The 24,513-nt window shown below is 67.3% G+C and carries 10 protein-coding genes and 4 pseudogenes; 2 read left to right on the plus strand and 12 right to left on the minus strand.

Going from position 1 to position 24,513, the window contains the following annotated elements; all coding sequences use genetic code 11:
* Positions 1-104: 104 nt before the first annotated feature.
* Entirely contained in the window at positions 105-722 is a 618-nt protein-coding gene (locus AC0IX7_RS14455; protein ID WP_471812525.1) for a L,D-transpeptidase family protein, read from the minus strand.
* Positions 723-925: 203 nt separating this feature from the next.
* Between AC0IX7_RS14455 and AC0IX7_RS14460 the strand changes: the two genes are divergently transcribed.
* Positions 926-1,630 carry a murein L,D-transpeptidase catalytic domain family protein gene (locus AC0IX7_RS14460; RefSeq protein WP_471812527.1) on the plus strand — a complete coding sequence of 235 codons (705 nt, stop codon included), beginning with the start codon at positions 926-928 and terminating at the stop codon, positions 1,628-1,630.
* A 107-nt stretch (positions 1,631-1,737) separates the two neighbouring features.
* Here the strand turns inward: AC0IX7_RS14460 and AC0IX7_RS14465 are convergent, their stop codons facing one another.
* The 7 genes and pseudogenes from AC0IX7_RS14465 to AC0IX7_RS14495 form a co-directional block, all read right to left on the minus strand.
* On the minus strand, positions 1,738-2,835 hold the full coding sequence (locus AC0IX7_RS14465) for a glycosyltransferase family 2 protein (RefSeq protein WP_471812529.1): 1,098 nt from the start codon (positions 2,833-2,835) through the stop codon (positions 1,738-1,740).
* Positions 2,832-5,349: pseudogene (locus AC0IX7_RS14470) on the minus strand (DegT/DnrJ/EryC1/StrS family aminotransferase). Before AC0IX7_RS14470 ends, AC0IX7_RS14465 begins: the two are co-directional and overlap by 4 nt.
* Before the next feature lie 130 nt (positions 5,350-5,479).
* The gene (locus AC0IX7_RS14475) at positions 5,480-7,390 is read right to left on the minus strand and encodes a CocE/NonD family hydrolase (protein WP_471812531.1); all 1,911 of its coding nucleotides are present in this window, start codon (positions 7,388-7,390) and stop codon (positions 5,480-5,482) included.
* Between the two features lie 91 nt (positions 7,391-7,481).
* Positions 7,482-7,781 carry a hypothetical protein gene (locus tag AC0IX7_RS14480; protein WP_254687455.1) on the minus strand — a complete coding sequence of 100 codons (300 nt, stop codon included), beginning with the start codon at positions 7,779-7,781 and terminating at the stop codon, positions 7,482-7,484.
* A 45-nt stretch (positions 7,782-7,826) separates the two neighbouring features.
* A pseudogene (locus AC0IX7_RS14485) lies at positions 7,827-10,675 on the minus strand (M16 family metallopeptidase).
* A gap of 2,604 nt (positions 10,676-13,279) precedes the next feature.
* Positions 13,280-13,453, minus strand: coding sequence for a hypothetical protein (locus AC0IX7_RS14490; protein ID WP_471812533.1), 174 nt, complete (start codon positions 13,451-13,453; stop codon positions 13,280-13,282).
* 74 nt (positions 13,454-13,527) lie between these two features.
* Positions 13,528-14,889: a sugar porter family MFS transporter gene (locus AC0IX7_RS14495; RefSeq protein WP_471812534.1), complete on the minus strand. Its 1,362-nt coding sequence runs from the start codon at positions 14,887-14,889 to the stop codon at positions 13,528-13,530.
* Positions 14,890-14,994: 105 nt separating this feature from the next.
* On the opposite strand from AC0IX7_RS14495, the gene AC0IX7_RS14500 reads away from it, so the two are divergent.
* Positions 14,995-16,026, plus strand: coding sequence for a spore coat protein U domain-containing protein (locus tag AC0IX7_RS14500; protein WP_471812535.1), 1,032 nt, complete (start codon positions 14,995-14,997; stop codon positions 16,024-16,026).
* On the opposite strand, the gene AC0IX7_RS14505 is transcribed toward AC0IX7_RS14500, so the two are convergent.
* From AC0IX7_RS14505 to scpA, 4 genes and pseudogenes are all read right to left on the minus strand, one after another.
* The gene (locus AC0IX7_RS14505; RefSeq protein WP_471812537.1) at positions 16,011-18,404 is read right to left on the minus strand and encodes a DUF3772 domain-containing protein; all 2,394 of its coding nucleotides are present in this window, start codon (positions 18,402-18,404) and stop codon (positions 16,011-16,013) included. The genes AC0IX7_RS14500 and AC0IX7_RS14505 overlap by 16 nt on opposite strands.
* A 505-nt stretch (positions 18,405-18,909) precedes the next feature.
* Positions 18,910-20,992 (minus strand): annotated as a pseudogene (locus AC0IX7_RS14510) (ATP-binding protein).
* Positions 20,993-21,116: 124 nt separating this feature from the next.
* Complete coding sequence (bioB, locus tag AC0IX7_RS14515; protein ID WP_471812539.1) at positions 21,117-22,148, minus strand: biotin synthase BioB; 1,032 nt, start codon at positions 22,146-22,148, stop codon at positions 21,117-21,119.
* 76 nt (positions 22,149-22,224) lie between these two features.
* Positions 22,225-24,490, minus strand: a pseudogene (gene scpA / locus AC0IX7_RS14520) (methylmalonyl-CoA mutase).
* Positions 24,491-24,513 lie beyond the last annotated feature (23 nt).

The raw sequence follows: 24,513 nt of genomic DNA on the forward strand, positions 1-24,513 counted from the left end.
GCAGGCTTCGCGGCGTGACCACAACCGTTTGAGGATATGGGTCCCCGCCTCCGCGGGGATGACGACGGGTTTAGCCGACCAAGTTAATCGGTCGCCTTACGACGTCACTGGCTCAGCGAGACCGACTGGCGCAAATTGGCGATCGCGGTTTCCTGATCCGGGACCGGCGGCTCCGGCATAACGCCGCCCTCGAAATCGTCCGTCACCGTCACGGTCGTCCCCAGCGTCGTCACCCCGAACAGCTGCTTGGCAAAGCCGAGCGGCACGCGGATGCAGCCGTGCAGATCGGGGAAGCCCGGGTTCCGGCCGGCGTGGATCGCGATGCCGTCCCAAGTCAGCCGCTGCATGAACGGCATCGACGCATCGTTATACAGGTTCGACTTGTGGACCGCGTTCTTCTGCAGGATCGGATAGGTACCGAGCGGCGTGTCCTTGCCGTCCTTGCCGCTGGAGATGGTCGTCGCCGCGATCATCGTCGACCCGCGATAGACGAAGGCGCGCTGCTCCAGCAGGCTGATGACGATGCTGACGGGTTCGCCCGACCCATTGTCCTTCCAGACGAACTGGTTGGGCGAAAGTTCGGTCGCGGCCTGCTCGATCGGCAGCGCAGCGATCGCGGCGGCAGACGCGGCCAGAGCGGGACTTGCGCCCGCCAACAGCGCGAAGGCCAGCCCCATTGCCGCAACCGATCGTACCACCCTGCTCATCCTACCGTCTGCCACCTGAGTCTCGAGATCCGTTTCGATAATTCGCCCAACGCACGATTCTCTGGAATGTGCCGCCGCGAGAGTTGAGTCGACGAACCGACCCCAAGCCGGGGTAGTTCGAGGGAACGGACCCACAACCAGTGGAAATGGTTGCAGAATATTCACCGAAAATCGGCTATACCCGGTTCACGGGAACTGGGGCAATTTCGGGAAAATCGATGCACGACGAGCAAGGTCTTGTGCGCGAACGACGCGCGCTTCTGAAGAACGGTTTGGTACTGGCGGGGGCTCTGGCGGTACCGGGTACCGTCTCCGCGACGACACGGCTCGGCCGCCCGCTGACGGCGCGCGACCTGAAGCCGATGTCGCAGCCACCGCTGCCACGCACCACGGTCGCGGTGACGTCGCCGAAGGTGGTTCGTCCCGACCTGCTGCGGCAGGCGATGGCGTCGCTCAGCCGTCACGGCAGCCGCATCCAGCATCACGACCGGATCGCGATCGCCGATTTCGCGGCGCCTTCGGGCAAGCCGCGGTTCCACTTCGTCGATCTCGCCAGCGGGCGCGGCACGTCGTTGCTGGTCGCGCACGGCAGCGGTTCGGATCCGGCGCATACCGGGTATCTGGAGCGTTTCTCGAACCGCTTCGGCTCGAACGCCTCGTCGGAGGGCGCGTTCGTCACCGACGAATATTATGTCGGCAAGCATGGCCGCTCGCAGCGCCTGATCGGGCTCGATCCGACCAACGACAACGCGCTGGACCGTGCGATCGTCGTGCATTCGGCCTGGTATGCGAACAAAGACATGATCGAGACCCACGGCATGCTCGGCCGCAGCCAGGGCTGCTTCGCGGTCGGCGAGCGCGATCTCGACCAGGTGTTCGCCCGGCTCGGTGCCGGCCGGATGATCTACGCGGCGAAGGTCTGAGCTTTTAGCCGTCATCCCAGCGAGAGCTGGGATATCCCGGTTTGGCAGGTGTCGTCCGCCTCGTGAGATACCCAGCTTTCGCCGGGGCGACGATCTTGGAGCGGTTGCTATTCCGCAGTCTGCGCCATCCGGCTCTGCTCCATCCGCCGGCGCGCGCGGCGGACGCCGCCGATGAGGCCCGACCACAACAGCGCCTCCAGTCCGGCATAGCCCAGCCCGAGATGATCGGGCCGCACCGCCAGCACGTCCGACAGCCGCACCGTTCCCGCGCGCAGACCCGCCCGGCCGATATCACCCCAGCGTCGCGCGGTTTCCCAGCGGATCAGGCGGATGTCGTGTGCGGAACAGTCGTGCGTCGCGAGGAAGTCCGCCTGGATCACGCTCAGCGCACTCCCCAGCGTCGCCAGCGCGGCGCGATCGGGGACCGGACGCTTGGCCATGTTGTGCAGCATGATCAGCCGCGCGACCCGCTCCGCGCGATCGTCGAACAGCCGGGCATAGCGTTCGGTCAGGACGCGGACGGATGCCGCCTCCATCGTATCGACGAAGCGCTTCGAGACGCCACCGGGATGGACGCGGTACAGCACCAGCGCCTCGTCGAGCCGCGCGATCGCACCGAAATGCTGGATCCGCTGATACAGGTCGAAATCCTCGGCATACAGGAGCTCGGGTCGCGTCACCGGATCGAGCCGCCGCGCCACCTCGGTCCGCATCATCGTCGACGACCAGACCAGCGGATTCTCGATGCAGGTCAGCCACGCGACCAGCGCGGGCGTGGTGGTCGGCGCATAGCTGGACGGGCCGACCACGCCGGCGGTCAAAAGCTCGGCAGCGGTGCCCAGCAGCACGGTGTCGGGATGCGCGTCGAGATACGCCACCTGCCGCGCGAAGCGATCGGGGCGGCAGATATCGTCGTGATCGAGCGCGGCGATGTAGCGCCCGCGTGCCTCGGCGAAACCGCGGTTGCGCGCGAGCACCAGGCCGCCGTTTTTCGCCATCACGACCAGTCGCACGCGCGGATCGGGCCAGGCGCGCACCACCTCGCGGGTGTCGTCGGTCGAGCAGTCGTCGACCACGATCACCTCGAAATCGCCGAACGTCTGCGCCTGGAGGCTGGCGAGCGTTTCCTCGATCAGACCGGCGCCATTATACGCGGCCATGACCACGCTGACCGCGGGATCGGCGTTTCGATCGCTCGACGTCACGCTGCCGCCAAGGCTTTCGACGCCATCACCTGATCGATGATCATCAGCCCCACATCGTTCTGCCAAAGCCACAAGCCATTGGCCTGGCCCGAAAAACTGCTCTCGCCACCAAGCGGCCCCCATGGCACGAAACCCGCCGCCAGTCCCAGGCCGTACAGCCCGGGAATCGGCGCGCCGTCGGCATCGACGATCCGGCAATGGCGATCGACCATCGGCTGCCCTTCATGCGCCGCGAGCGGTATCTGGGTCCCGTCGCGATCGGCGATCGACATGCCGATCGGGCGATAGCCGAGCGCGGCAACGACCAGGTCCGCTTCCTCGATCGTCGCCCGTGCGCATGCGTCGTCGTCGCCCGAAATGCGGTGCAGCGCCACGCGGGGATCGGGTGCGCGACCGTCGATGCCGAGCATCCGCAGCACCAGATCGCGCGCCTCCAAGCGGAAGCCGGCGAGACGGTAGACGAACCCCGACACCGGGCAGATGTCGTCGGGGCCGAAATCGATGAACCCCTCGGCATGCGCCGCCTCGACCGAATGATAGAAGGGGCGCAGCGGCCGGCGGTGCAACAGCGTGACCGCCCCTGCCCCGAGCGGCAGCGCCGGCTGGCTTTTCAGCAGCAGCGCGATCGTCGTCAGCGCGCTGGTCGAGCCGCCGATCACCGCGATCTTCGGGTTGCGCTTGCCGGTCAGGATATCGGCGACCTTCTCGAACCCGCCGACGGTCAGCACGTCGTCCGACTGGAGCAGGCGCCCGCTCGCGAGATCGACCAGGCTGGCCCCTGCGACGCGCTGCGTCGCGAGCCGATCGAGCGGCTGGTGACCGCCGGTCGCGACGACGACGTTGCGCGCGAGCTGGTCGAACACATGGCCATCCGACAGCCGGCGGACCTGGACGCTCCACAAGCCGTCGCCGACACGTTTCGCACCCAGCGCTTCATGCCCGGTCAGCACGGTGCCGCCATTCTCGCGGACGATATCGGTCAGCCGGTCGCCGGTCGCGCGCAACAGCGGCCCGACCTCGGTCAGCGGCACGCCGAGCGCACCTTCATGCGCCGCGACCGCACGCCCGGCGGGGTGATCGACCAGCCGCGCGAGTTCGGGATGCACGTTGTTGCGCACCGCGGTCAGGAAGGTCTGCGCGGTCGAGATCGGAGGTGATCGCATACCGCCCGAGCCGCCCGCCCCCGATCGCGTTGCCGCGCTCGATCACCATCAGGCCCGATGCGGCGAGATCGGGCAGCAGGCCGCGCTTGGTCGCCGAGGTCAGCATCGCCGTCCCCGCGGGACCGCCGCCGATCACGACGACCGAGGCGATGGCGCCACCCGGGCCGCGTACCGACGCGCGCCGATCGCGCGGCCGGAGAATCGCCGCGCACGCCGAGGCAAGCGCGGTCGCCGCCCGCCGCGCATCCTCGACCGACATCGCGTCGGTGATCGGCAGCGACAGCATCCGCCCGGCGATCCTGTCCGCGACCGGGGTCGGCTCGATCATCGCGGTCGCCTGGAACCAGGGCTGTTCGCCGAGATGCGGGCTGAAATAGCGGCCACAGCCGACGCCGTCCGCCTCGATGCTCTCGACGATCGCGTCGCGGTGGTGCGCGATATGCTCGGGAAGCAGCACCGGCATGAACTGCATCGCGCGACGGCGGCCCGACACCGCCTGGAACTGGAAATCGGGCAGCGTCGCGCGGTAGGTCTCGTCCAGCACGGCGCGGTGATCGGCGATCGCATCGATCTCGGCGAGCTTGGCCTGCGCGATGATCGCGGTGATCTCCGGCAGCTTGGCGTTGATCCCCGGCAGCGTGGCGTTGCGGCTGCCCTCGAACCCGAAATTGCCCATCGAGCGCAGCGTCGCGATCAGGTCGACATCGCCGCTGTGGATCAGCCCGCCCTCGCCCACCGCGAACGTCTTGGTCGCGTGCATCGAATGCACCACGGCGAACGGCGCGCGTGCGCCGAAACCCAGCCCCGCATCGTCGAGCGTCCCCAGCGACGAGGCCGCATCGACCACCACGCCGACGCCGTAGCGCCGCTGGAAATGGACGTAGCGGTCGAGGTCGATCGCGTTGCCGAAGGTCGCATACGGCACGACCACGCCGATCCGCTCGCCATAGCGCTGGAGCAACCGCTCCTCCTCCAGCGCGCAGGCACCCCAGTCGTCCGGATCGATATCGCAGACCAGCGGCGTCAGCCCCGCCCACGCCGCCGCCTGCGCGGTCGCGGCGAAGGTGAGCGCGGGCATCAGCGCCAGCGTGCCCTGTTTCGGGTCGAGCCCGCCCGTCCGCATGCCCGATGCGTGGCGGATCGCGAGCATCAGCCCCAATGTGGCGTTGCCGACCGCGAGACACGCACCGTGGCCGCCGAACAGCGTGTCGGTCACCCCGGCCTCGAACGCGCGAACTTCGGGACCGTTGTTGCTGAACACCCCCGATGCCTCGACCCGGCGCAGTGCATCGAGATGCTCGCTGAGACGTGGCGGGTTTGGCGCGATCAGGGGAGGCGTATCATCGGCGATCCGGTCTGTTGTGCGACAGGTCCATGCCCCACCGCCTCCTAAGAACCAGTTACGCGAGCAAACGCCAATATATGCAGGATAGTCATTTCCTTACATCACCCCGGATCGCACCCGGGGTGATGCAGGATTTTCAGCGTACCAGCGGCAGGCTGATATAGCTTTCATCGGGGCCCGCGACGGTGATCTTCTGCGTCGCCTTCACGTAATCCTTGGGTTGCGCAAAGAAGATGTTCGGGACGAAGGTCTGCGGGTTGCGATCGTAGAGCGGGAACCAGCTCGACTGCACCTGTACCATGATCTTGTGCCCCGGCAGGAACACGTGATTGGTGGTCGGCAGCGCGAACTTGTACTTGAGCGGTACGTTGGCGGCGATTGGCTTGGCCACGGCCAGATCCTCGCGGTAGCGCCCGCGGAAGATGTCCATCGCGACCGACAGCTGATAGCCCGCCATCGCCTTTTCGCCGGGATAGACGTCCGGATACACGTCGATCAGCTTCACCACCCAGTCGCTGTCGGTACCGGTCGTCGAGGCCGTCAGGTTCACTTCCGGAACGCCGGCGATCGTCGTCGGCGTCGTCAGCGCGTCGGTGGTGAAGGTCAGCACGTCGGGGCGGCCGGACACCGCACGCTGATCGTCGACCAGCCACTGTTTCCACGTCGATCCGGACGCGTAGGTCGGCAGCGTCGGGCGCACGCGGTAGCTGACCGGGGCGGCAGGGTCGGAGATGTAGTCCGCGGTCGTCGCCGCGCCGCCGCTCGCGGTGAAGCCGAGGGCGCCGCCGGGCTTGAGGTAGAGCGGCGTGCCTGCGGCCGGTGCGGTCGGCCACGACTGGAGCTGCTGCCACTCGTTGCGGCCCGACTGGAACATCGTCACGGGCGCGACGTCCATCGCCGGCTGGTCGCTCTTCAGATAATGCGCGAGGAACGGTGCGAGGACGTGCCACCGCCACCATTTGGCGGTGTCGGCATCCCATTTGATCGCGCCCAGCGCGCTTCCGTCGCGCACTTCCTGCCCGTGATACCAGGGGCCCATCGACAGATAGACCATGTCGTTGGCAGTGTCCTTGGGCTCGAGCGCGCGATACACCGCGGGCGCGCCGTAAATATCCTCCTGATCCCACAGGCCGCCAACGATCAGCGTCGGCACCTTGAGCGGCTGGCCGGCAAGCACGGTGTCCATCGCCTGCGTCGACCAGAACGAGTCATAGGCGGGATGCTGCGTGATCTTGCGCCAGAAGCCGAGCTGTTCGAGGCCCTGCGCCTTGCCGATCGCGCCCGCCGAGCCGCCCTTGAGGTAATAGTCGTAGTCGTCGGCGGTGTCGGTGATCCACGGCGTGCCGGCGTCCTTGGTCGCCTCCTGGCCGAGGATGTACGGCATCATGCCCTCGCGGAAGGCGCCGTTGTGGAACCAGTCGTCGCCGCGCCAGCCATCGACCATCGGGTTCATCGGCACCGAGACCTTCAACGCCGGATGCGGGTTGATCAGCGCCATCAGCGGCAGGAAACCGTCATAGCTGATCCCGCTGATCCCGACGCGGCCGTTGGACTCGGGGATGTGCTTCACCAGCCAGTCGATCGTGTCGTAGGTGTCGGTCGAATCGTCGGTCTTGGTAGGGTTCTGGGCCGTGCCGGCGCGTGCCGGGTTCATCATGTAGATGCCCTCCGACCCGTGCATCCCGCGGACGTCCTGGATCACGCGGATATAGCCGGCCGCGGCGATCACGTCGCCGGCGCCATCGCCGTTCTGGAGGATCCCCGCATAGGTGCCGCTGTCGACCTTGGTCTGGCCGTCGGCGTCATAGGGCGTGCGCGTCATCAGGATGCCAGCGTCCTTCGCGCCCTTGGGCACGATGATGACGGTGTGCAGCTTCACCCCGTCGCGCATCGGAATTTCGACGACTTTGCGGACGTAATCGTAGCCGACGTCGCGCGGCGCCATCTTGGCGGGGCGTTCGTCGTAATTCTGTGCGGTCGCGGGCAGGGCTTGGGCAGCCAGCGCAGCGAACGCGCAGGCGGTGAGCAGACGGGGTATCGACATCATCTTTTCTTCTTCCTTCCCTCCCGGATTGAAAAGAAAAGGGCCCGCCTTCCCAGGTGGAAAGACGAGCCCCTCTCGTAGGAACCTTAGCCGATCAAGCCGTCCGCGTGCCGGTCAGCGGGAAGCTGCCGAAGGCGCCGGCCGCTACGCTGCCCTTGAGGACGTCGTCCTCGACGGTCGCCTTGCAGTCGAGCGTCATCGGCATCGGCACGGTCATGCTCTGCTTCCAGGTGATCGTGTCGCCATCGACCTCGCCGGTGACGTCCATGCCGCCCATCGCGCCCGATACCGCACCGGTGAAATTGCTGCCGGCGCTGTTGACGGTCAGCGTCATCTTCTGGTCGCCCAGCGGCGATTTGACCACGCAATCCCAGCTGCCATCGACGTTTGCCATTATTCTCTCTCCTGAAGCACCGCCCGGAACGCCCGGACTCTGCAATTATTTGGCGCCGGCAACCGACGCCGCGGGGATGACCTCGACCGGCAGGCCGATGCTGTCAAGTTGCGGCCGCACCGTCTTCGCATCGCCGACCACGACCCAGATCGTCTTCTTCGGATCGAGCGCCTGCTGGATCGCGGTGTTGAGTTGCGGCAGGTTAAGCCCTTGATAGCGCTGCGTGATCGTCGCGTAGTAATCGTCGGGCCGCTTGAGCAGATCGTTCTGCTGCATCGCGCCGAGCACCGCGTCGGACGTTTCGAAATTGCCCGACAGCGACCGGATCGCGCCGTTGATCGCGCGGTCGAACTCGACCTGCGTCATCGGCTCCTTGCCGAGGAACGCGCCGATGTCGTCGCGAAGCGCAGCGATCGACGGACCGGTCTGATCCGCCTGCACCGGCGCCGACAGGACATAGGGCGCGGCCTGCTCGTTCTGCTGGAAGCGCCCCGAGACGCCGTACGACCAATGCTTCGTCTCGCGCAGGTCCATGTTGACGCGGCCGAGGAAGCTGCCGCCGAGCGCATCGTTGGCGGTCGCGATCGGCAGCAGGTCCTGCGTGCCCTTGAGCCCGGTCGGCACGCCGGCGACGATCAGCGACTGCGGGCTGTCCGGCCGGTCGATCAGCACGATCTTCGGCGCGGACGGCGTCACGGTCGCGGGGAACGCCTTGGCACCGGGCGCGCCGGTCGGCCGCCATGTCCCGAACCGCGCATCGAGCGCCGCCTTCACCTCGGCCAGCGGACGATCGCTGACGACGAAGATCTTCGCCTTGTCGGGCCGCAGCCATGCCTGCTGGAAGGCGATCAGGTCGGCACGCGTCAGCGCCGCCACCGCCTTCGGATCGCCGCTGCCCTGCGCCTTGGCATAAGGCGAGATCGGCCCGAGCAGCTTGGGCAGGACGCGCGTCGCCAGCCCCTGCGGGCTGGTCAGTTCCTGCGCAATCTGCGCCAATTGCTGGTTCTTGACGCGCGCGACCTCGGCATCGGCGAACGCCGGGTTCTGCGCGATGTCCGCGAACAGGTCGACCGCGGGTACGAGATTGGCGCTCGGCACCTGGAGCGACAGGAAGGTCCGGTCGTTCGATGCGCCCGAGCCGATATCCGCACCGAGCCGCTCCTTGGCTTCTGCCAAGGCGACCGAATCGCGCGTCACGGTGCCCTCGTCCATCATCGACAGCGTCAGCTTCTGCGTGCCGAGCTTGGTGGGTACGTCGGCCGCGACGCCGGCATCGAAGCTCAGCACCGCCTGCGTCACCGGCACCGCGTCGCGCTGTGCGTAGACGACCTCGATACCGTTGCTCAGGCGCGTGCGCTCGACCTTCGGGAAGCTCAGCCCCGCGACCGTACCGACCGCCGGCAAGGCACCACGCGTGCCCTTCGGCGGCGCTTCGAGGGCGGGCACCACATCGGCCTTGGGCGGCACGACCGCATTGGCATAGGCATCGCGCGCGCCGGGCACGACGGTCAGCGAATAGGCCGGCCGCGACAGCCACTTCGCCGCCGCCGCGCGCACGCTGGCGGGCGTCTCCGCCGCGAGTTGCAGCAGCTGTTTCTTGTAGAAGCCCGGATCGTTCGAATACAGCGCGCCCTCGGCCAGCGCGACCGCCTTGCCGCCGAAGCCGCCGACCGATTCGAGCCCCTCCATCCTGCGCGCCGCCGTCGTCGTCGCGACGCGGCTGACTTCGTCGGCGGTCGGGCCGTTCTTGAGGAAGTCCGCGAGGATCTCGTCGATCCGCTTGTTTACCAGCGCGGGGTCGACGCCCTCGCGGACGATCGCCTGGATCTCGAACATGCCGAGCTGGCTGAAGCTGCTGTTCTCGGCGGAAATCCGCGTGACCAGTTTCTCCTTCTTGACCAGCGCGGTGTCGAACCGGCTGCTGGCGAGGCCGCCGAGCACGCCCGCCGCGACGTCCAGCGCGGTGCCGTCCTTGTCGTTCAGGCCGGGCACCACCCAGTTGCGGCTGATCATCACCGCGGCGACACGGTCCTTGATCGTCTCGCTCACCGGCGCAGGCAGGGTCGGGATCGGCGCGGGCGGCACGATGCTTTCGGGCCCCTTCGGGATGCCGCCGAAATACTTCTCCGCGAGACGCTTTGCGGTCGCCGTATCGACGTCGCCGGCAAGCACCAGCACCGCATTGTTCGGGCCGTAATGATCCTTGAACCAGTCCTTCACGGTCTGCAGCGACGCCGCATCGAGATCGGCCATCGAGCCGATCGTGGTGTGGCCGTAGGGTGATCCGCCGGGAACAGTCCTTCGGTGATCTTGTACTGCGTCAGGCCGTAGGGCTGGTTGTCGCCCTGGCGCTTTTCGTTCTGGACGACGCCGCGCTGCTCGTCGAGCACACCCTGCGTGATCGCGCCGGTGAGATAGCCCATCCGGTCGGATTCGAGGAACAGCGCGCGATCGAGCGCCGCGGTCGGCACCGTCTCGAAATAATTGGTGCGATCGAAATAGGTGGTGCCGTTGAAGTCGGTCGCGCCGACCTGTTTCAGTGGCTCGAAGAAATCGCCCGGTGCGTTCTCGGAGCCGTTGAACATCAGATGCTCGAACAGATGCGCGAAGCCGGTCTTGCCCTTGGGCTCGAACTTCGACCCGACATTATACCAGACCGACACCGCCACGACGGGCGCCTTGCGATCGGTATGGACGACGACGCGCAGGCCGTTCTTCAGCGTGAACTGCTGGTAGGGGATATCGACCGACTTGACGAGGTCGGCGACCGGGGCCGGCTTGGCGGCGGGCGTCGGCCGCTGCGCCTGGCCGGACGCGAGGGCGGGCGTGACGAGGCCGGGCGAGACGAGGGCGATTGCAGCGACGCCGGCAAGCGCGCTCAGTTTGCGTGTCATGGTCGAACGATACCCCGAATTCGAATGATGTCGTCGCAGCATAGGCGGGCTTCGTCGGCGGGCAACAGGATTGATGGGTCGATTTCCGAAGGATCGACGCCTTGCCCCGGCGCAGTCCGTGCCAGCCGCGGAACACCGCGCCGCCACCGCGCCGCCACCGCGCCGACGGGATCAGAAGAACAGCTTGCGGATGCTGAGCCTGACGGTGCGGCCCAGCGGATCGAGGTAATCGGGCTGGTAGTTGTTCGGCGTCGCGCCGGTCGCGTCGGTCACGCGCTGGCGGGTGTTGAGGACGTTCTCGACCGACAGGCTGATCCGCATGCCGCGCAGCCACGGGCGCGCCTTGACCCATTCGAGGCGTTGGCCGAGATCGGCGAACAGGCGGAGGTTGGCGGTCGCGAGGCCGCCGAAGTTGAGCGTTTCCGGCGCGGCGGCGGTGCCGCCGTTGACCCGCGTACCGGTCGCGTAGTTGGCGGAGATGCGCGCACCAAGGCCATTGTTGGTGTAGCCGGCCTGAGCCTCCAGTTCGTGACGCGACTGGCCGCCGCTGCTGCCGATCGCGTCGCCGTCGAGCAGGTTGAGGCTCGGGCCGCCGTTCGCGACGAGCACCCGGTCGGTGAAGTGCCAAGTGTGATAGACCGCGAACTGGACGCGGCCGCCCGCCTGCCCCCGCGACCGCCGAAGCCGCGCCCGCCGCCACGGCCGCCCCCGCCCCTTGGACCACCGGCGCCCGGACCGCCCTCTGGACCGGCACCGCGGCCAGCGCCTTCGGGACGACGGAAACCGCCGGGGGCTGCATCCCCTCGAACGGGTTGGGGCCGGTCCCTGCGCGATACGCCTCCAGTTCGCGCTGGATCTTCGACTTGAGCGGTGCGGAGAAATTGATGCCCCAGCGCAGTTCGGAGCGTTCGCTGCGGGCATAGTTGATCGGCCGGCGATCGACCTGCAGCAGATTGCCCGCGTCGTCGCGGATGAAGCGGTCGGGAAACGCCGCCTCGATCGCGGCGGTCGCCGACGGGAAGGCGGCGATCGGGTTTTCGACGCGACTCTCGACATAGTTCGCGGTGATCGACAGGTCCTTGGCGGTCCACGGCTTGAGCGTCAGGCCGACCTTCTTGACGTGGTTGTTGTCCGCGATGAGCCCGGGATTGCCGCCGCTGATCGTCGTGACGGTCGCGGTCGTGCCGCGTACGTAATCGAAGATCCGGACGTTGGGCGTGGTGATCGACGGGTTGCCGAGTTGCTGCGCGGTCGGCGCCTCGTCGGTGTCGGTCACCGAGGCGATCACGCGGACGCCGTCGATCGGCGACCAGTTCGCACCATAGCCGAGCGTGGTCAGCGTGCCGAAATCCGACAGGTGATCCTCGGCGAGGTTGAAGTTCGCCGATAGCGTGCCGAGGAACGGCAGCACGTCCTTCGACCGGCTGGAGATCGGCACATCGACGTTGATCTGGCCGTTGACGGTATCGCGCGACACCATGCCGCGCTGCGCCACCTGACCACCGAGCAGATCGTCGGTGCGGTACGAGCGGCTGCTGAAATCGGCGGTTTCCGCGCCGAGCTTGAGCGTCGTCGAGACCGAGCCCGCCGGCAGGTCGAACAGGTTGCCGTTCGCCACCGCATCGACCCCGCCGGTGCTCTGGCTCGCATAGGCACGGTTGCCGGGGGCGGCGCCGATATCGCTCGCGGTAAGGCGGTTGAACGGGCTGGCGGTCGGATCGCCGGCGGTCAGCCGCGCCTGGAATGCGGTCGCGTCGACGCCGGTATCGGTGAAGGTCTGCGTGTCGCTGCGGTCGTAATTGCCGGTGACGTTCCAGCGCCACGTGCCGATATCGCCGTTGAGCGTGGTGCCGAGATGCGCCGCGATCGACGACACGCGCTGCGCGAGCGGGAGGAAACCTTCGTCGTCGAAGGCGCGGTTGACGACGGTGCCATCCGCCAAAGTCAGCGCGGCGACGGGCAGGCCGTTGAGGCTGCGGCTATCGGTCGATTCGATGCGCCCGTTGATGGTCGCGCCGATGTTGCCGAAGATGTTGCGGGCATACACGCTGTTGGCGGTGAAGGTGCTGGTCGCGGCCTGGAGGCTGCGGAACGGCGTGGCATCGACGACCTCGCCGTTCGCGCCGACCGCGGTGCTGGCGGGCGGGGTGATGTCGCGCTCGGCCTCGGTCAGCGCCGAGGTCGAGGTGTATTCGACATGCAGGTTGACCCGGCGATCGCGGGCGATGTTGAGCAGGTCGAGTTCGCCCTGTGGCGTGTTGCTGCCGCCCTCGGTCGGCATCTTGTCGGTCGCCTCGGCGGTCACTGCGCGAAAGCGGCGGCGCAGGACGAAGTTCACGACCTTCTGGTCGGCGCGATAGCCGTATTTGAGCGCGACCTCCTCGGGCAGGATTTCGACGCGCTGGATGGCCTCGGTCGGAATGTCGCGGATCTCGCTGAAGCTGGAGATGCGACGGCCGTTGAGCAGCACCACCGGCGCGCCGCCGCTGCCGCGACCGCTGGTGGTCTGCGGGCTCAGTTCGTTCAGCAGGTCGGAGATCGAGCTGACGCCGTAGGAGCGGATTTCGGCCTGGCCCAGGCTCTGGTCCGGCGGGATGTCGCCGATCACCGAACCGGGCAGTTGCGCGATCCGGTGACGACGATCTCCTCGGCATCGGCGGCTTCGTCCTCTTCGGCAGCCTGCGCGGCAGGTGCAGGTGAGGCAGGCGCCGACGGGGCCTGTTGCGCCGCCGCCATCGCAGGCGCGCTTACCGCCAGAACCAGACCCAATGTACGCATAGTCGCTATTTCCCGATGATCACCCTCGATCAAGGGGCTCGACTAAAGGGCAATTGTCGCAGGATTATGCCCGTTCAACGTGCCAGATGTGCATCCATGTCTTCCAGCGGCACGCCCTTGGTCTCCGGGAAGTAGAAGAACACGGTCACGAACTGGACCGCCATCATCGCCGCGAAGAACAGGAACGGCACCCCCGCCGACCATGCCGCGGCGATCGGGAAGACCTGCGCGATCACCGCGTTCCAGCCCCAGTGGCTCGACGAACCGATGCTCGATCCGCGCGCGCGGACGTTCTGCGGGAACACCTCCGAGATATACACCCAGATCACCGCGCCCGAACCGGGGGCGAAGAACATGATGAAGACGATCAGCGAAGGCAGCAGCAGCCAGCTCGGCAGGACTCCCAATAGCGCCAAGCCGCCGACGGTGAGCGCCGCGGTCATGCCGGCCGAGCCCCAGAGCAGCAGCGTGCGCCGCCCGATCCGGTCGATCAGCAACATGCCGAGCAATGTGAAAACCATGTTGGCGACACCGATCATCACCGCCTGGAGATCGGGCGAGAGGCTGCCGCCCGACGCCTTGAAGATGTCGTTGAGGTAATAGAGGAACGCGTTGATGCCGCTGAACTGGTTGAACATCGCGACCAGGAAGGCGAGCGTGATCGGCTTGCGGTGGCGCGACCAGGAGAGTTTGGCGTCACCCTTCGGCGCATTGAGCTCGCGCCGCGCGATGTCGGGGCTCATCCCGACCATCGCCAGCACGTCCTTCGCCTCCGCATCGCGCCCCTTGGCGAGCAGCCAGCGCGGCGAATTGGGGATGCGGAACAGCAGCGCGAAGAACACCAGCGACGGCGCTGCGACGATCCCGAGCTTCCACCGCCACTCGACGTCGCCGAGCCCGAGCGAGCCGATGATCGCATTCGACACATAGGCGAGCAGGATGCCGAGAATGACCGCGAACTGGAATCCGCCGACCATCTTGCCGCGCTGTGCGGGCGGCGCCAGCTCGGCGATGTAAGCGGGCGCGAGCACCGACGAGCCGCCGATTGCGATGCCGTTGATGAAGCGAAAGCCGAGGAAACTGTGCCAGTTCCACGCCAATGCACAGCCGAGCGCGGTGACGACGTAGAGGAAGGCGAGCATCCGCAGCACGTTGCGACTGCCATAGCGATCGCCGGGCATGCCGACGAACAGCGCGCCGATCAGCGTACCCCATAATGCCGACGACACGGTGAAGCCGAGCCACGCCTCGCTGAGCGCGAACTTCGCCTTCAGCGCGCCGGTAACGCCGGCGATCACCGCGGTGTCGAAGCCGAACAACAGCCCTGCCAGCGCCGCGGTGGCGACGCTCGCGATCAGGACGCTGCTGGGGCGGGCTTTGGAGGGGCGATCGTCATGCCGGCTGTTTCGAGTGTTTCGGCGCGTCGGGCAAGGCATCGCAGACCATTTCGACCTGCGGAAAGACCCGAATCAGGTTCTTCAAAACGCATTAACGAATGCCGGCCAAGGTTCTTCGCATATCTTGTGCCTGGGGGCGACGCGTTGACGACCGGATTGCCGAAACTGTTCTTCGCCGTCCTTGCCTGCGCACCGTCATCGGCATGGGCGGCGTGCACGGTCACCAATACCGGCCCGACCGCGCTCGGTACCTATTCGCCACCGGCACTGGTCAATGGCGCGCCGCCGTACAGCGCGGTGCCGGGTGGATTCGATTGTCCGGGAACGGTCATATCGGTGCTGTCGGGCAATTTCCTGCGTGCCACGGTGACCAGCGCGGACGGGTTCAAGCTGACCTCGACCAACGCCGCCGATACCGTCACCGCCCGCTATGTCGTCGCTGCCGACAGCGCCGGGACATATCCGTTCACGCCCGGCACGCCGTTCGTCTACATGAACGGCGGCATCATCAACCTGCTCGGATTGCTGGGCGGAACGGCGCGCAACGTCCAGGTCCATGTCCGCCCCTCGTCGCTGACCGCGGTCAAGCCGGGGACCTACACGGGCAGCTTCACGATCGGCTGGGAATGGCGCTTCTGTTCGCTGCTCGGCTTGCTGGGGGCATGTGTCGGTACGCTCGACCAAAGCAGCGCCGTCACCGCGGCCAGGATCGACGTGACGATGATCGTCTCGGCCAGGCCGGTCGCGGTCGTCATCACCACGCGCACGACCTATGATCCGATCTCCGCCACCAATAATCCGCGCGCGATCCCCGGCAGCAAACAGCGCACGACGATCACGCTGACCAACCCCGATATCGTCGCCGTCGACGCCAACTCGGTCGCCGTCGTGCTGCCGACCCCCACTCGTGCCGCGGTCGCGCTGGACGGCGACGGGACCGCCTCACCCGCGTTCGTGACCACCGCGGAAGGATCGCCCGCATCGTCGCTGGCAGTGACCTATGCCACCCCCGCGAGCACGACCGACGACGTCGATTTCTCGGCGAACGGCGGGACGAGCTGGAGCTATGATCCGACCGTCGCACCCCAGGCCGTCACCACGATCCGCATCCGCCCGCGCGGGACGATGGCGGCGGGGTCGAGCTTCAGCGTGTCGTTGCCCTATGCCCTGTTCTGATCGGGGTTTTGGTCGGGCATGAACGGGGTCGGCGTGCTACCGACGATCTCCATCTTGGTCGCGGTCGAGCCGACTTCGATCCCCGCCTCGCGGAATTGGCGGAGCAGCGTGAACAGCAGTTCGCTGCGGATCGGATAGGCATCGCGGGGACTGGCCACATAGGCGAAGCAGTTGAACTTCGCGCGACCGGCATCGATCGAGTCGATGAACACCTTGGACTCGGGGTGATCGAGCACCTCGTGCTTTTCCGCGAACGCCGTGAACAGCATGGCCCGCACGGCGTCGAGATCCTCCTCCAGCGGCACCGAGAATTGCAGCTGGATCCGACCGATCGGCGCGGCCAGCGTCATGTTCTGGATCGTCTTGGTGATCAGTTCCGAGTTCGGCACGATCAGCGTCGAGCGGTCCGCCACCTCGATCTCGGTCGAGCGCACGTTGATGCGTTTGACGTCGCCCTCCATGTTGCCGATCCGGACGAGATCGCCGATCTTCACCGGGCGCTCGGCGAGCAGGATCAGCCCCGAGACGAAGTTCTGCGTGATCGCCTGGAGGCCGAAGCCGATGCCGACCGACAGCGCGCCGAGCACGACCGCCAGCTTCTCCATGCCGATGCCGAGCGCGCCGAGCGACCACAGCACCGCGGCGATGATCCCGGCGTAGCGCGCGACCATCGTCACCGAATTCTGCGCGCCGGCGTCCATCGCGGTGGTCGGGAGGTAGCTGTTCACCAGCCAATGCTGCAGCCCGCGCATGATCGCGAGCGCGACGAACAGCACCGCGATCGAGCGCAGCACCGCCCCCGGCGAGATCGTGACCTGGCCGATCGTGACGCCGTTCGCGACCGTGCCGAACAGCTCGAACGCCGAGCCCACGCCCGCCCCGAACGGCGCCATCACCGCGCCGACCGCGAGCATGATCAGCAACAGCCGCAGCACCGCCGACAGCAGCACGCCGATCTGGTCGACGGTCTTGTTGTCGACGCCGAAGCCGCTGTTCGCCGAACGGCCGAGCCGGTTGCCGCTCGACAGCAACGTCCGGCAGGCGTCGTCGGTGAAGGTCATCATCAGGTACAAGGTCGCGCCGACGATCGCGCCCCAGACCAGCCACGTCGCGACCTTCAGCGCCAAGTTCACATAGCCGATCAGCCCGGCGAAGAACGCTGCGACCAGCACCAGCCAGACCAGGGTCGCGACGATCGCGAGCAGCGTGTTGCGCGCGGGCTTGGCCGGATCGGGCAGCGCGGCGGCGCGCAGGCGGCCGAGCGTCACCAGGATCGCGCCGAGCAGGACGATGTGCAACAGCGCGACGAGCGCGTTGGCAGCGCTCGACGCAGGCGCGCTGACGCCGATCAGCAGGTTGGTCGCGATCAGCAACTGCCCGCCGAAGATCAGCGCCGCCGCCATCCAGCTATACGGCCGGAGCGCCTGCGCGGCGGCATCGCCGATCGGCAGCAACCGCCAGGTCGGCTGGGTCCGTAGCAACAGCGCGCCGCCGAGCGACGAGACGAAGGCGGCGAACCACGAGATCCCGACGAAGATCGCACCGAACCGGCTCCACGCGGGCGAGACGAGCCCACCCCAGCGCAGCGACGCGACGATCGCCCACGCCGCGAGCCCCGGCAGCGCGGTGCCGATCACCACCAGCCACAGCGCATAGGCCGAGCGCCGCAGCCGCCCGCCGGGGGCGTGGTTGGTCGCGTATCGCCGACCGACACCGTGCAGCCAGCGGCGCAGCGGCACGATCAGCACCAGCGCGGCGAGCATCCCGACGAGCAGGCCGGTGCCGGCGCGGGTATCGAACCGCGCGCCGAACTGACGCATTTCGGTGTTGGCGAACCGCGTCAGCCGCGCGGTGTCGCGGGGCAAGTGATCGACGATCGCGGCCCACAATGTCGGCGACAGCGGCGATCCGGTGTTTTCGGACAATTGCTGGCCGAGTTCCTCCGCCTCGGCCGCACCGATGTCGTCGATCTGCTGCTTGGCCTCGATCCCGATCAGCTTCGCGCGCTTGATCGCCGAGTCGATCGACGACTGGCTCTGCGCGAGGAGCCGGCGTTCGGTGCGGATCTCGGGCGCCTCGACCACGCCGGGGGTGGCGGCGCCGAGTTCCGCGACGCGCGCCTGGACCAGCGCCATCTCCGGCGTGAGCGTGCGGACCGCGTCGGCGGCGGTGGTCTGCACGACCTGCGCGCGATCCCGCAACGCCTGCCGCGCCTTGTCGTCGCGCGCGGCGGGGGTGGCGTCGTCGATCTCCTGGAGTTCCGTCGACGCCTTGGTGAGGCTGGCGGCGACGGTCGCGACCTTGGCTTCGTCCTGCGCGAGGGCGGGTAGCGCGGTGATCGCGAGCAGCAGCGCGGCGAGGTAACGGAGGAGGGTCATCGGTGGGCTTTACAGCGGCGGGCGGGGAAACGGGAGGGGTGGCGCTGGGCTCGGGTAGGAGCACTATGGTTGCTGTTATCTGCGCCGCTTTGGGATGTGCATTTGCCTAACACCCGCCCCACCCCGGCGGAGGCCGGGCCCAGTTGGAGAGGTCGCTGTAACGGAGTGCTGGCCTTCATCATCACCGGCTCCCAACTGGGCCCCGGCCTCCGCCGGGTGGTGCTAATGGGACGTGATCACGCACACACGGCCGTCACCTGCACCCCTTTGTTCTCCCGCGAAGGCGGGAGTCCAGACTGGGCCCCCGCCTTCGCGGGGGAACAAGGGTGCGCGGTCCGCTCGCCTCGCAGGTGCTAGGAAGAATGCACCGCCCATTTCCGTCACCCCGGCGGAGGCCGGGCCCACCGTTCCGCATACTCGGTTCTCTCGGATGTGCGGAACGGTGGATGCCGGAACGAGTCCGGCATGACGGGGCAGCACCGGGGTCAGGGCGAGCGGGGCGCGCTCAGTCCAGCTCGAGGATCACCTGATCCACCGCGAGGCTATCCCCGGTCTTTGCCGCGACCGACTTCACCGTCCCCGTCTTCTCGGCGCGGAGAATGTTCTCCATCTTCATCGCCTCGACCACCGCGAGCGGCTGCCCCGCTTCGACCTTGTCGCCCGCCGCGACGTCGAGCCGCACCAGCAATCCCGGCATCGGGCAGATCAGGAACTTCGACAGATCGGGCGCGATCTTCTCGATCAGGTGCGCAGTGTAGGGCGCGACGCGGGCCGGGAGCACGCGCGCGACGTGGCTTGCGCCGCGGGTCGTGAGCTTGAAGCCGGCGCGGGCCTTGGCGATGCGGATCGTCAGATGGTCTTCGCCATCTGCGCCGTGGCCGTCCGCGACCACCATGCGGTCGCCCGGCGTGTATTCGAGCGACAAATCGAGGTCGTCGCCGTCGACCGCGATTCCGTCGGTCGAGACCGTGACGGCGTGGTCGGTCTTGTCGATCGTCACCACCCAATCCGCCGGCGGACGCAGGCGCTTGCCGAGCTGGCCGTCGATGCGGCGCGCGCGGTCGGCCTCGGCGGTGGCAGCAAAGGCGGCGACCGCAGCGAGCGTCTTCAACAGTTCGGCGTCGGCGGGGGCGCCGTGGAAGCCCTCGGGATATTCCTCCGCGATAAAGCCGGTGGTGAGGGCGGCCGACTGGAAGCGCGGATGCTGCATGATCGCCGAGAGGAAATCGATATTGTTGCCGGGGCCTTCCAGCTCGAACGCGTCGAGCGCGGCGATCTGCGCGGCGATCGCGCCGTCTCGGGTCGGCGCCCAGGTGATGAGCTTGGCGATCATCGGGTCGTAGAACATGCTGACCTCGCCGCCCTCGCGCACGCCGTCGTCGACGCGGACGCGGGGTTCAGCGGCGTGCGCGCCCCTCCCCGTTCGTGCTGAGCGAAGTCGAAGCACCTTTGCTTGTGGCATGCCCTTCGACTTCGCTCAGGGCGAACGGGAGAGGCGGATTGTACCGCACCAGCCGCCCGATGCTCGGCAGGAACCCGCGATACGGGTCCTCCGCATACACCCGGTTCTCGATCGACCAGCCGTTCAGCTTAACCTCGTCCTGGGTAAACCCGAGCGGCTCCCCCGCCGCAACCCGGATCATCAGCTCGACCAAATCCAGCCCGGTAATCTCCTCCGTCACCGGATGCTCCACCTGGAGCCGGGTGTTCATCTCGAGGAAATAGAACCCCTCCCCCGTCGTGTCCGCGCCCGAGACGATCAGCTCGACCGTCCCCGCGGAATAATAGCCGACCGCCTGCGCGAGTGCGACCGCCTGCTCGCCCATCGCCTTGCGCATCTTGGGCGTCACGAACGGCGACGGCGCCTCCTCGACGACCTTCTGGTGGCGCCGCTGGATCGAGCATTCGCGTTCGTTGAGATAGACGATGTTGCCGTGCTGGTCGCCGATCAGCTGGATCTCGATATGACGCGGCGATTCGATGAACTTCTCGATGAACACGCGGTCGTCGCCGAAGCTGGCAAGGCCTTCGCGCTTGGTCGCCTCGAAGCCTTCGCGGACGTCCTGCTCGCTGTAGGCGAGCCGCATGCCCTTGCCGCCACCGCCGGCGCTTGCCTTCATCATCACCGGATAGCCGATGCCCGACGCGATCTCGACCGCGTGATCGGTGCTGTCGATCTCACCCAGATAACCCGGTACGACGTTGACGCCCGCGGCCTTGGCGAGCTTCTTCGATTCGATCTTGTCGCCCATCGCGGCGATCGCGTTGGCCGGCGGGCCGACGAACGCGATCCCGGCCTCGGCGCAGGCCAGCGCGAAACTCTCGCGTTCGGAGAGAAAGCCGTAGCCGGGGTGGATGCAGTCGGCGCCGGTTTCCTTGGCCGCGAGCAGGATCAGCTCGGCCTTGAGATAGCTGTCGGCGGCGGGTGCCGGCCCGAGCCGGACGCTCTCGTCGGCCATGAGCACATGCGGCGCGCGCGCGTCAGCGTCGGAATAGACCGCGACGGTCTTGATGCCCATCGCCTTGGCGGTCCGCATGACCCGACACGCGATCTCGCCACGATTGGCGACCAGGATTTTCTTGAACAAACTATCTACTCCCTCCCGCTGGCGGGAGGGGTCGAAGTGGGCGCCCGGCCTCCTGCTACGGTATCGTCTGCGGTGAGCGCGAGCCCACCTCAACCCCTCCCGTTCACGGGAGGGGAGCTAGTCTTTACTCCGCCGCAACCCGCATCGGTTCGGGGCCGGCCATCGGCTTCATGCCCAGCTTCGCCAGCAGCGTCGCATCGGCGCTGTCGCCGGCGTTGCCGGTGGTCAGCAGCTTGTCGCCGGTGAAGATCGAGTTCGCGCCCGCCATGAAGCACAGCGCCTGAGTGGCCTCGGACATGCTCTCGCGCCCCGCGGACAACCGCACCATGCTCAGCGGCATCGTGATCCGTGCGACCGCGACCGTCCGGACGAACTCGATGTCGTCGATTTGCGCCATCGGCGTGCCCGCGAGCATGTCGCCGAGCGGCGTGCCCTTGACCGGGACCAGCGCGTTGACGGGGACGCTCTCCGGGTGGCGCGGCAAGGTGGCGAGCGCGTGGACGAAGCCGACGCGGTCGCTGCGCGTCTCGCCCATCCCGACGATCCCGCCGCAGCAGACCGAGATGCCCGCGTCACGCACGTTCGCCAGCGTCTCCAGCCTGTCGCCGAAGGTGCGCGTGGTGATGACGTTGCCGTAATTCTCCGGCGAGGTGTCGATGTTGTGGTTGTAGTAATCGAGGCCTGCGTCGGCGAGCTGCTTCGCCTGGTCCGCGTCGAGCATGCCGAGCGTCATGCACGTCTCCAAGCCCATCGCGCGGACGCCCTCGACCATCGCGACGACCTTCGGCATGTCGCGCGGCTTCGGGTTGCGCCAGGCGGCGCCCATGCAGAAACGCTGCGATCCGGCGGCCTTGGCTTGGGCTGCGTCGGCGAGGACGGCGTCGACGTCCATCAGCTTTTCCGCCTTCAGGCCGGAGTCAGACGAGGCGGACTGCGAGCAATAGCCGCAATCCTCGGGACAGCCGCCGGTCTTGATCGACAAGAGCGTGCAGAGCTGCACTTCGCCGATCGCGTGGTGCGCGCGGTGGACGGTCTGTGCGCGGAACATGAGTTCGTCGAACGGGAGGTCGAAGAGGGCGGCGATTTCCGGACGCGTCCAGTCGGTCCGCACTTCGCTCCCTCCCTGGAAGGGAGGGGTTGGGGTGGGTCGGCGCATGAGGCGCGGTGTCGTCAGCCAACGGGCCAACCCACTTCGGCCCCTCCCTTCCAGGGAGGGAGTTCGATTGCATTCGTCATTCTGCGGCTTCCTCTTGCGGGGCCATGTTGTGGCCGAGGAGTTTCAACACGTCCTCGGCGGCCTGGATTAGGTTGGTGCCAGGTCCAAAGATCGCCTGGACCCCGGCATCGCGCAGCGCCTGATAGTCCTGTGCCGGGATAACGCCACCCGCGATCACCTTGATATCCGCGCGGCCCGCCTCGCGGAGGTAGCCGATCAGTTCGGGGATGAGCGTCTTGTGACCGGCGGCGAGGCTCGAGGCACCGACGATGTCGACGTCGTTCTCGAGCGCGAGCGCGGCGGCTTCGGCGGGGTTTGGAACAGCGGACCGGGGACGATCTCGAAGCCCAGGTCGCCGAACATCGACGAGACGAGGTTGGCGCCGCGATCATGCCCGTCCTGCCCCATCTTGGCGACGAGCATACGGGGTTTGCGGCCCATGCGGCGCTCGGTGGCTTCGACGCCGTCGGTGAGGCGGGTCCAGCGCGCGTCGTCCTCGTACGCGCCGCCGTAGATGCCGGATACGGGGGTGGGCTGCGTGCCGTAGCGGCCGAACACGTCCTCCATCGCGGAGGAGATTTCGCCGAGCGTGGCGCGGGCGCGGGCGCACTCGACGGCTAGGGCCAGGAGGTTCGTCTCAAATCCTCCCCGTTCCGGGGAGGTGGCGGCCGAAGGCTGACGGAGGGGGCTTCCTCAGGCGTATCCGTATGGGGAGCCCCCTCCACCAGCCGTTGGCTGGTCCCCTCCCCGTTCCGGGGAGGAATGCGCGCACCTTCGCGGAGGGCATCTAGCGCGGCTTGGCACGCGGCTTCGTCGCGGGTCGCCTTTACCCGGTTGATCCGTTCGATCTGGCCCGCTCTCACCGCGACGTTATCCACGTCGAGGATCTCGATCGCGTCCTGTTCGGCGAGCTTGTACTTGTTCACCCCGACGATGACGTCCTCGCCGCGATCGACGCGCGCCTGGCGCCCAGCCGCGGCTTCCTCGATCATCGCCTTGGGCCAGCCTGCGGCGACCGCCTTCGCCATGCCGCCTTCGGACTGGATCCGCTCGATCAGCGCCCACGCGCCGTCGACGAGCGACTGCGTCAGGCTCTCGATATAGTAACTGCCGCCGAGCGGATCGACGACCTTGGTCATCCCCGTCTCTTCCTGGATCACGATCTGCGTGTTGCGCGCGATCCGCGCGGAAAAGTCGGTCGGCAGCGCGATCGCCTCGTCGAGCGCGTTGGTGTGGAGCGACTGCGTGCCGCCCAGCATCGCCGCCATCGCCTCGATCGTCGTGCGCATGACGTTGTTGTACGGGTCCTGCTCGGTGAGCGAGACGCCGCTCGTCTGGCAATGCGTGCGCAGCATCTTCGAGCGCTCGTCCTGCGCGCCCAATTGCGTCATCGCGCGGTGCCAGAGGACGCGGGCGGCGCGGAGCTTGGCGATCTCCATGAAGAAGTTCATGCCGATCGCGAAGAAGAACGACAGGCGCCCCGCGAACTTGTCGATGTCGAGGCCGGACGCGACGCCGTATTTCACATATTCCATGCCGTCGGCGATCGTGAAGGCGAGCTCGTGGAGCTGCGTCGCTCCCGCTTCCTGCATGTGATAGCCGCTGATCGAGATGCTGTTGAACTTGGGCATCTCGCGCGACGTGTAGCCGAAGATGTCCGAGATGATCCGCATGCTCGGCTCGGGCGGGTAGATATAGGTGTTGCGGACCATGAACTCCTTGAGGATGTCGTTCTGGATGGTCCCGTCGAGCAATTTCCGGTCGACGCCCTGCTCCTCGCCGGCGACGATGAAGAAGGCGAGGATCGGAATCACCGCGCCGTTCATCGTCATCGACACCGACATCTTGTCGAGCGGAATGCCGTCGAAGAGGATCTTCATGTCCTCGACCGAGTCGATCGCGACGCCTGCCTTGCCGACGTCCCCGGTGACGCGCGGGTGGTCGGAATCGTAGCCGCGGTGGGTGGCGAGATCGAACGCTACCGACAGGCCCTTCTGCCCGGCCGCGAGGTTGCGGCGGTAGAACGCGTTGGAGGCTTCGGCGGTGGAGAAGCCGGCATATTGGCGGATCGTCCACGGGCGGCCGGCGTACATCGACGCGCGGACGCCGCGGGTGAAGGGCGCGAAACCGGGGAGGCCGGGGTCGGTGGTGACGTCGTCCGCGGTGTAGAGCGGCTTGACGTCGATGCCTTCGGGGGTCGGCCAGGTGAGGTCGGCGCCCTTTACTTCCTTGGCGGCGAGCGCCTGCCAGTCGGCGAGCGTGGGGTTCGGTTTGTCAGTCATTACCTAGCACCTAGTTCCTCGGC

This window comes from Sphingomonas sp. AC411 (assembly GCF_979253035.1).